The organism is Falsiroseomonas sp. RANM36 (genome assembly GCF_056682175.1).
On the sequence record NZ_JBWXTD010000007.1, the window covers coordinates 25,149 to 34,088 of the forward strand.

Annotated in this window: 8 protein-coding genes and 1 pseudogene; 5 read left to right on the forward strand and 4 right to left on the reverse strand. The window is 71.6% G+C overall.

Annotation, left to right across the window (positions count from 1 at the left end; translation table 11 throughout):
- Positions 1–29: 29 nt before the first annotated feature.
- The 3 genes from AC1MIR_RS24315 to AC1MIR_RS24325 are packed head-to-tail and all read left to right on the forward strand — an operon-like array spanning position 30 to position 2,769.
- Positions 30–1,001, forward strand: coding sequence for an ABC transporter ATP-binding protein (locus AC1MIR_RS24315; protein ID WP_480030758.1), 972 nt, complete (start codon positions 30–32; stop codon positions 999–1,001).
- Entirely contained in the window at positions 995–1,948 is a 954-nt protein-coding gene (locus AC1MIR_RS24320) for an ABC transporter permease (RefSeq protein ID WP_480030759.1), read from the forward strand. Before AC1MIR_RS24315 ends, AC1MIR_RS24320 begins: the two co-directional genes overlap by 7 nt.
- 2 nt (positions 1,949–1,950) lie before the next feature.
- Positions 1,951–2,769, forward strand: coding sequence for an ABC transporter permease (locus AC1MIR_RS24325; RefSeq protein ID WP_480030760.1), 819 nt, complete (start codon positions 1,951–1,953; stop codon positions 2,767–2,769).
- 151 nt (positions 2,770–2,920) lie between these two features.
- Here the strand turns inward: AC1MIR_RS24325 and AC1MIR_RS24330 are convergent, their stop codons facing one another.
- The 4 genes from AC1MIR_RS24330 to AC1MIR_RS24345 are packed head-to-tail and all read right to left on the reverse strand — an operon-like array spanning position 2,921 to position 6,808.
- Complete coding sequence (locus AC1MIR_RS24330) at positions 2,921–4,414, reverse strand: tripartite tricarboxylate transporter permease (protein WP_480030761.1); 1,494 nt, start codon at positions 4,412–4,414, stop codon at positions 2,921–2,923.
- Between the two features lie 6 nt (positions 4,415–4,420).
- Positions 4,421–4,915 carry a tripartite tricarboxylate transporter TctB family protein gene (locus AC1MIR_RS24335; protein ID WP_480030762.1) on the reverse strand — a complete coding sequence of 165 codons (495 nt, stop codon included), beginning with the start codon at positions 4,913–4,915 and terminating at the stop codon, positions 4,421–4,423.
- Positions 4,915–5,868 (reverse strand): Bug family tripartite tricarboxylate transporter substrate binding protein, encoded by a 954-nt coding sequence (locus AC1MIR_RS24340; RefSeq protein WP_480030763.1) that lies wholly within the window; start codon positions 5,866–5,868, stop codon positions 4,915–4,917. The genes AC1MIR_RS24335 and AC1MIR_RS24340 overlap by 1 nt, the downstream gene beginning before the upstream one ends.
- Positions 5,869–5,908: 40 nt before the next feature.
- Positions 5,909–6,808 carry an SMP-30/gluconolactonase/LRE family protein gene (locus AC1MIR_RS24345; protein ID WP_480030764.1) on the reverse strand — a complete coding sequence of 300 codons (900 nt, stop codon included), beginning with the start codon at positions 6,806–6,808 and terminating at the stop codon, positions 5,909–5,911.
- 102 nt (positions 6,809–6,910) lie between these two features.
- On the opposite strand from AC1MIR_RS24345, the gene AC1MIR_RS24350 reads away from it, so the two are divergent.
- Positions 6,911–7,957, forward strand: coding sequence for a LacI family DNA-binding transcriptional regulator (locus AC1MIR_RS24350; RefSeq protein ID WP_480030765.1), 1,047 nt, complete (start codon positions 6,911–6,913; stop codon positions 7,955–7,957).
- Positions 7,958–8,060: 103 nt separating this feature from the next.
- A pseudogene (locus AC1MIR_RS24355) lies at positions 8,061–8,940 on the forward strand (hypothetical protein); the annotation flags it as partial.

Genomic DNA, 8,940 nt, shown 5'->3' on the forward strand with positions numbered 1-8,940 from the left:
GCCGCGCTCGACCTGCCGGGGGCGGTGCCATGAGCGCGCCGCTGCTGCGGGTGCACGACCTGCGCGTGGCGTTCCCGCTGCGCGACAGCGGGGAGACCCTGAAGGCGGTGGATGGCGTCAGCTTCGAGGTGGCCGAAGGCGAGACGCTCGGCATCATCGGGGAATCCGGCTCGGGCAAGTCCACGCTCGGCCGCGCCATCGTGGCGCTGCTGCGCCCGGATGCCGGGCATGTGGAACTCGGGGGGGAGGATCTCCTCGCCCTTCCGCCGTCGCAGCTGCGGCGGCGGCGCCATGCCATGCAGATCATCTTCCAGGACCCGCATGCCGCCCTGAACCCGCGGCGCCGCATCCTGGACAGCGTGCGCGAGCCGCTGGACATCGCCGGTGAGGGACCGCACGCCGAACGGACGGCGCGCGCCCTCGCGATGCTGGCGCGCGTCGGGCTGGATGCGGCCCAGGCGGCCCGCTTCCCGCATGAACTCTCCGGCGGGCAGAAGCAGCGCGTCAACATCGCCCGTGCCCTGGTGCGCCGTCCTCGGCTGCTGGTCGCCGACGAGGCAACCTCGGCGCTCGATGTCTCGATCCAGGCCGACATCCTGAATCTCTACCTCGACCTGCAGGCGGAGTTCGGCCTGACCTACGTCGTCATCACGCACGACCTTGCCGTGGCGATGCATGTCAGCGACCGCCTCGCCGTGATGTATCTCGGCCGCTTCGTGGAGGTCGCGCCGGCGGCGACGCTGGAGCACGCGGCGCGGCATCCCTACACCCGGGCGCTGCTGGCGGCGGAGCCTGTTGCGCTGCCCTCCCGCCTCGTCACCGGCGCGCGCGTGCCGCTGCAGGGCGAGATCCCGAGCCCGGTGGACCCGCCCTCCGGCTGCCGCTTCCGTACGCGCTGCCCTCTGGCCGAGCCGCGCTGCGCAGCGGAAGAGCCGGCATGGCGCGAGGTGGCGGCGGGGCATCGTGTCGCGTGCCATCTGGTGGAGGGGGCATCATGCTGACCCGCCGTCGCGGCCGCGTGATCCGCCTCCGCGTGGCGCAGGCGGTGCCCACGCTGATCCTCGTTTCCTTCGTCTCGTTCCTCATCCTGCACATCGGCCCGGGCGATCCGGCGCTGCTGCTGGCGGGCGAGTTCCCGACCGAGGAGAGCATCGCCGAGATCCGCCAGCTCTACGGCTTCGACCGCCCGATCTGGGAGCAATACCTCGCCTGGGTGGGGCAGCTGCTGCGGGGCGATCTCGGCCTGTCGCTGCAGTCGCGCGAGCCGGTGATGGACCTGATCCTGAACCGGCTGCCGAACACGCTGCTGATCGTCTGCTACGCGATGGTGATCGCCTTCGTGGTGGGCTCCGCGCTCGGCATCGCCGCGGCGGCCCGGCGCGGCAGCCTCGTGGACCGGGTTGCCACGGGCGTCGCGACGATCGCCGATGCGCTGCCCTATTTCTGGCTGGCGATGCTCATGGTCTCGGTGCTTGCGCTGGAATGGCAGCTGTTTCCGGCCACGGGGGCGGTGCGCTTCACCGAGGATCCGCTCGGCGCCATCTGGACCGCGACCTTGCCGGCGGTCGCGCTCTCGATCAGCGGCATCGCGCAGATCACCCGCCAGCTGCGTGCCGCCATGATCGAGGTGCTGGCCTCCCCCTTCGTGCGCACCCTGCGGGCCAAGGGGCTCTCGCCCGCCGCGATCCTGTGGCGCCACGGGCTGAAGAATGTCGGTGTCACGCTGCTGACCGTGGTCGGGCTCGTGTTCAGCGGCAAGATCGGCGGCACGCTGCTGACCGAGACGGTCTTCGCCATCCCGGGCACCGGCAGCGCGCTGATCCAGGCGGCGATCAACAAGGACTACTTCGTCGTGCAGGGCATCATCCTGATGCTGGCGGTGCTGGTGTTCCTGGTGAACCTGGCGGTGGACCTGCTCTATGCCGTGCTCGACCCGCGGGTGGAGTGAGGATGCGCCGGCTCTTCCTTATCCTGCACGATCCCGGCGCCGCGGCGGGCGTGTTGTGGCTGGGGCTGCTGATCGCCGCGGCGCTCGCCGCCCCCTGGATCGCGCCGCACGACCCGCTGAAGGTGGACCTGCTCGGCGTGCTGGAGCCGCCGGGCGCGGAGCATTGGCTCGGCACCGACGACCTCGGCCGCGACGTGCTGAGCCGCCTGCTCCATGGCGCGGCGCCGTCGCTGTTCTCCTCCATCGGCGCGGTCGCCCTCGGCATGGCGTTGGGGCTGCCATTCGGGCTGGTCGCCGGCTACCTCGGCGGCTGGGCGGATGCGGCGATCAGCCGGGGCATCGACGCGATGCTCTCCTTCCCGACCATCCTGCTCGCGGTCGGCATCGCGGCGGTGCTGGGCACCAGCCTGACGAATGCGGTCATCGCCATCGGCATCGCCTTCTCGCCGGGCTTCGCGCGGCTGGCCCGCGCGCGGACCCTGGCAGTGAAGCAGGAGCTCTACGTGGACGCGGCACGGGCCGCGGGCGCGGGGGCAGGGTGGCTGCTCACGCGGCATGTCCTGCCCAATGCCGTGACGCCGGTCATCGTGCAGGCGGGCCTGCTGCTGGGCACGGCGCTGCTGGCGGAGGCCAGCCTGAGCTTCCTCGGCCTCGGCGTGCAGCCGCCCCAGGCGAGTTGGGGCGGCATGCTGGCGCGTGCGCTGCTCTATCTGGAACGCGCGCCGGAGCTGATGATCGCGCCCGGCGTCGCGCTGCTGCTGACGGCGCTCGCCTTCAACAGCCTCGGCGAGACGGCCCGGCGCTGGCTCGATCCGCGATAGCGTCATACGCGGCGCACGAAGTTCCGACCTGCGGCCCGGAGGGCCGAGGCCGCGAAGGCGGCCCGCCGCCCGTGCGGCGAAGCCAAGGGCCGCGGATGCGGCCCGCCCGGCGTCTGAGGGACACGAAGGCAAAGCCTTCCTGCGCTCGGTATCAATCGTCCTCGGCACTCACCACCGGACGCCGCGGCCAAAGCCCGACCAGCAGGATCGCGGCGGCGACGCAGAGCAGCGTGATCGAGATCGGGCTGGCGACAAAGACACCGAACTCGCCATCGGAGATGTTCAGCGCCTGCCGCACCGAGCGTTCGAGGATCGGGCCGAGCACGAAGGCCAGGATCAGCATGCCCAGGTTGAAGCCGTGCTGGCGCAGATAGTAGCCGACGAAGCCGAAGACCACGGCGATGAGCACGCCGGATGCGTCGCCGACCGAGGAATAGACGCCGATCATGCAGAACAGCAGGATGATCGGTCCGAGATAGGCGCGCGGCACGTCCAGGATGCGGATCATCAGCCCGATCAGCGGCAGGTTCAGCACTAGCAGCATGACGTTGCCGATATACATGCTGGCGATCAGGCCCCAGAAGATCTCCGGCTGCTGCGTCATCATCGCCGGCCCCGGCGCGACGCCGTGCAGGATGAAGGCGTTCAGCAGCACCGCCGTGGTGGCATTGGCCGGAAGCCCCATGCAGAGCAGCGGCAGCAGCGAGCCGGAGGAGGCGGCGTTGTTCGCCGTCTCCGGGCCTGCCAGCCCCTCCACCGCGCCCTGGCCGAACTCCTCGGGCCGCTTCGCGAACTTCCTCTCCAGCGCATAGGAGAGGAAGGAGGCGATCACCGCGCCGCCGCCCGGCAGCACGCCGACGAGGAAGCCGAGCACCGTGCCGCGCACGACCGGCGCGACGGAACGCCGCGTCTCCTCGCGGTTCGGCAGGAAGCCGAGCATGGTGGTCGGCGGCGCGATCATCTTGAGCGAGGTCTGCGATCGCCGCGCCAGCGACAGGATCTCCGACAGGCCGAACAGCCCGATCGCCAGCGCCGGCAATTCGATGCCGTCCAGCAGGCCGGTGAAGCCGAAGGTCAGGCGCGGCTCCAACGTCATCGGATCCTTGCCGACGCAGCCAAGCACCAGGCCGAAGGCCGCCATCAGCAGCGACTTCAGCAGCGAGCCGGAGGAGAAGTAGGTCACCGCGGAGAGCCCGGCGAGCATCAGCGCCGCATATTCCGCCGGCCCGAAGGCGAAGACCAGCTCCGCCAGGGGCGGCGAGAGATAGGAGATGCCGATGGTGCCGACCGTGCCCGCGATGAAGGAGCCGACGGCGGCGATGGTCAGCGCCGCACCCGCCCTCCCCTTGCGCGCCATGGCATAGCCGTCGATGCAGGTGACGACGGAGGAGGCCTCGCCGGGGATGCGCAGCAGCACCGAGGTCGCGGTGCCGCCATAGGCGACGCCATAGTAGATCCCCGACAGCATGATCAGCGCCGAGGTGACGTCCAGCTTGTAGGTCACCGGCAGCAGGATCGCGATGGTGGTCAGCGGGCCGAGGCCGGGGATGATGCCGACGATCGTGCCGAGCAGCGTGCCGACCAGGCAGAAGAACAGGTTCGCCGGCGTCATCACCACGGCGAAGCCGTGCAGCAACTGCTCCATGAAGCCCTACCGCACGAGCGAGCGAAGCAGGGAGTCCACCGCCGCGTAGGGCATCTCGATCTCCATGTAGTGGCCGAGGCCGATCGTGCCGATGACGGCGCAGGCCAGGCCGAAGAGCAGGGCGGAGAGGAAGGGGCGGCGCTCCGCGAGCCAGGCGATCAGCAGCGCGAGCAGGATCGCCGTGACCGCGAAGCCGAGGAAGGCGGAGCCGACCACCATCAGCACGAGCCCCGCGATGTAGAGGTGGAAGGTGCGCCGTTCCTCGGGGCCGACGGCCTCCTCCGGCGCGCCCGGCGCCGCCGCGTCGCGGCCGAGCGCGGGGACGAGCACCAGCGCCAGCGCGAGCACCACCGCCAGTCCCGCCGTGATCTGCGGAAAGATGCCGGCGCCCGGGCCGAACGGCCCGAAATCCTCGAGCCGCATCGCCTGCGACAGCAGCAGCAGCGCCACCGCCGCCGCGGCGATGTAGGGCAGCCGCTCCGAGCGAAGGAACCGCGACACTACCGTCGCTTCATCCCGGCCTCGGCGAGCATCGCCTCGATGGTCGGCGCCTGGGAGAACAGCGCGTGGCGGAACTCCGCGCCCGTCATGGGCTTTGGCATGTTGATGGTGCGCGTCAGCATCTCCACCGTCGCGGGATCGCGCCCGGCCTTGAGGATCGCGGCCTCGAAGCGCGCGCGGATCGGCGCGGGCACGCCGGCGGGGCAGGCGAAGCCGAGCGGCACCACCGTCTCGCCGTTGAAGCCGGCTTCCTTCACCGTCGGGATGTCGGGCATGTTCGGCCAGCGCGCCGGCGTCACCGCCAGCAGCTTCAGCCGCTGCGACTGCAGCATCGGCAGCAGCACGGTGGAGGAGGTCATGGCGATGTCCACGAAGCCGCCGACCGTCTGGGTGATGGCCTCGGCATCGGTCTGCGTGTTCACCAGGCGGAACCGCGCGCCGGACTGGTTGCCGGCCTGCACCAGCGCGACGCCGTTCATGATTGTGGCGCAGGCATAGGTGATGCGCCGTGTCTTGCCCGTGGCGATCATGTCGCCGAAGCTCTGCCAGGGCGAATTCGCCGCGACCGCGACGCCGTAGTAGTTCTGCGAGATGCCGCCGAGGAAGGCGAGGTCGTCCCAGGTGAAGGGCACCTGCATGATGTGCGGCAGCACCAGCAGGGAGCCGATGTTCACCAGCGAGAGCGTGTAGCCGTCGGGCGGGCTGCTCGCCATCTCCGCCATGCCGGTGAGGCCGCTGCCGCCGACGATGTTGCGCACGACGACCGTGCCGCCCGTTTCCTGCGCGATGACGCGCGCGACCTGGCGTGCCACCAGATCGGCGCCGCCGCCGGGCGCGACGGAGACGATGAGGCGGATCTCCTTGCTCGGCCAGTCGGCGTTCTGCGCGAGGGCGGGGACGGCGAGGACTGTTCCGCCGGCGATGACGAGCCGGCGGCGCGTGATGGCGGACATGTGGCTTTCCTCCCATGTCGTCATTCCCGGCCGGGGAAGGCTAGCCATCGGTTGAAACGTTTACAAGGGCCGCGCGGAACGGGTGCTCGGGCAGGCCTGCCACGCCCGGCTCCATCGCCAGAAGGCATCCGGCGGCGGGTTGCGCCGCCAGCGCCGCGTCATCCAGGCCATAGGAGATCGTCGTGACGAAGAGGGTCCGCCGCCCGGGTCCGCCGAAGGCCAGGCTGCTCGGCTTGGCGACAGGCAGGGCGATGGTGCGGTCGAGCCGCCCATCGGGCGCGTAGCGTGCGATCCGCCAGCCCTCGATCTCCGCGACCCAGAGGAATCCCTCCTTGTCCACGGTGCAGCCATCCGGCCTGAAGCCCTTGCCGGCGTAGTCGATCAGGCACTCCGGCGCGCCCAGCATACCGGTGGCTGCATCAAGCGCGTAGGCATCCACGCGGCCCGGCCGTGAATCGACGTGGTACATGCGACGTCCATCCGGGCTGAAGGCGATCCCGTTCGAGACGACGAGCCCCCGCCGCCGGCAGACCGGACGCAGATCGGGTCCGATGCTGTAGAGCGCCGCGACAGGGGCACTGCCGCCCCCGTGGCGCGTGCCGATCCACAACCGTCCCGCGGCGTCGCAAGCGCCGTCGTTGAAGCTGACGTCGCTGAAATCCACGCCGGAGAGCGGCCATTGCTCCGCGCGCCCGCTCTCGAAGTCGAAGCGGCCGAGCCCCTTCTTGTAGCCGACCACCAGCCCGCCCTGCGCATCCGGCACCAGGCAGGAGGGGCGGAAGGGCAGGTCGCGCTCCTCGGTCACGCCGTCGCGCAGGCGGAAGACGACGCGACGATGCCCATCGATCCAGTAGAGCGCCTGCTCGGCGGCGCACCAGAGCGGCGCCTCGCCCACCGTCGCGCGAAGGGCGCTCGCGACACGAACCTCAACGGGCGCCATCGGAAGTGCTCCGCCGGTTGCACGCCTGGACGCTAGTCACCGCCCGGCGTGGCGGCAAGCCGGTGCGTTGGAGAGCGGCGGCGACTCGGCTAGCGTGTTGCCATGTCATCCGATGCGTCCCGGGACGCGCCCCGCCGCCGGCCGCGGCCGACCATCACGGACGTCGCGCGCGAGGCGGGCGTCTCCACCGGCACGGTCTCCCATGTGCTGAACGGGTCGCGCGATGTGAGCGCCGAGCGGCGCGAGCGCGTGATGCGCGCGGTCAAGTCGCTCGGCTACGTGCCGAACCTGCTGGCGCAGAGCCTGCGGCGGAACCGCGCCACGCTGATCGGGCTGTGCATGCCGCACGCCGCCTTCGGCTATTTCGTCGCCTTGTCCGAGGCCTTCGAGCGCCTGGCCGCGGAGGCCGGCTACGACATGCTGCATGTCTTCAGCCGGCAGGACAGCGAGACGGAGCTTCACCGCGTGGAGACGCTGCTGCGCTTCGACATCGGCGGCCTGCTGCTGCTGCCGAGCTGGGAGCCGGCGGCGACGCTCGATCGCCTGGCCCGCGCGGCGGTGCCGACGGTGATCCTCGACCGGCCGATCGAGGATGGGCGCTTCGACCAGGTGCGGGTGGACGTGCGCGCGGCGATGCGGCGGGCGGCGGCCGAGCTTCTCGCGCGCGGGCATCGCAGGCTCGCCTTCGTCTCTGCGAATCCTGGTCTTCTGATCTCGCGCCATCGGATCGAAGGGCTGCGGCAGGGACTTGCGGATGTGCCGCGCGCCTCGCTCGAGATCATCGAGCGGTCGGAGGACGCTGCGACCTTTCTGGAGCAGTTGGCCGCGGCGATGAAGGGACCGAGGCGCCCGACCGCGCTGCTCGCGACCAACACGCAGGGGGTGGAGCAGGTGGTGCGCGCGCTGGCCGCGCTCGGCCTGCGCTGCCCGGACGATGTGTCGCTGATCGCGGTGGATGAGCCGCCCTGGGCCGAGATGGCGACGCCTCGTCTCGCCGCGATCCGACCGCCGGCAGGCGAGGTGGCGCGCCGCGCCTGGGAACTGCTGCTGGCGCGGATGCAGGGCGACCGGCCGCGCGTGCGGCGCCTGGCGCTGGAGCCCGAGCTGCGCGTGGCGGAGTCCATGGGCGAGGCGCCAGCACGGCGTTGACAGCGTGCCGCGTGCGCGGCACGCTTTGAAACGTTTAATAGTCTGCGGGACAGCTGAGCGAGCCTGCCTCAAGCGGGCCAGGTCGAGGGGACGGGACGCGCCCATGCAAGGCGATGGCAGCGGCGAAGCAGCCTGGGCGACGGCGTCCGGCGCGCCGCCCGTGCTGCTCCTCGCCAGTTCCGCGCGCACCGCGGAGGCGATGCAGCGGGCGGCGGCGAAGCGGCTTCTGCCCATCGCGACGCGCACCGCGCCCGACGCCGCCGCGCTGCTTGCAGCGGCAGTGGATTCCCCCGCCAGAATCCTGGCGCTGGTGCAGGAGGCGCCGAGCGACGGCGCGGCGCTCTGCGCGGCGGTCGGCGCGGCGCGCGCGGCCGGGCGCATCGTGGTGCTGCTGCCGGCAGGCTCCGCCGCTGGAAGGTCGCTGCTCGCAGCGGAAGGCGCCATCCTCGTCGCCGCGCATCGGGAACTGCTCGACACCGCGCTGTTCGCGGCGAGCCTCGCGCGCACCGGTCTTCCCGCCGGCCCCCGCGTGGCCATCATGACGGGCGGCGGCGGCGGCGGCGTGATCGCGGCCGATCTCTGCGGTGCAGCGGGGCTGGAGGTGCCGCCACTGTCAGAGGCGACCCGCTCCGCGCTGGCGCCGCTGGTGCCCGCCATCGCCTCCACCGCGAACCCGGTGGACCTCACGCCGGAAGCGTTCAACGAGAAGACCTATGACCGCTTCCCGCGCATCCTCGACATCGTCGCGGCGGATCCGGACGTGGACGCCGTCTTCCTGCCGACCACCTTCAACGCGCCGCGCGGCGAGGAGGTCGCGGCGCGGGTGCTGGCCGAGTTCCATGCGCGCTCGCCGAAGCCGGTGCTGATCGCGGCCGGCACGCCGCCGGCGATGCTGCCTGTCCTCGCGCAGCACGGCGTCGCCCCGATCGCGGACGTCGGCGCCCCCGCGGGCGCCCCGGGCCCGCGCCGGGGGCCGGGGGGGC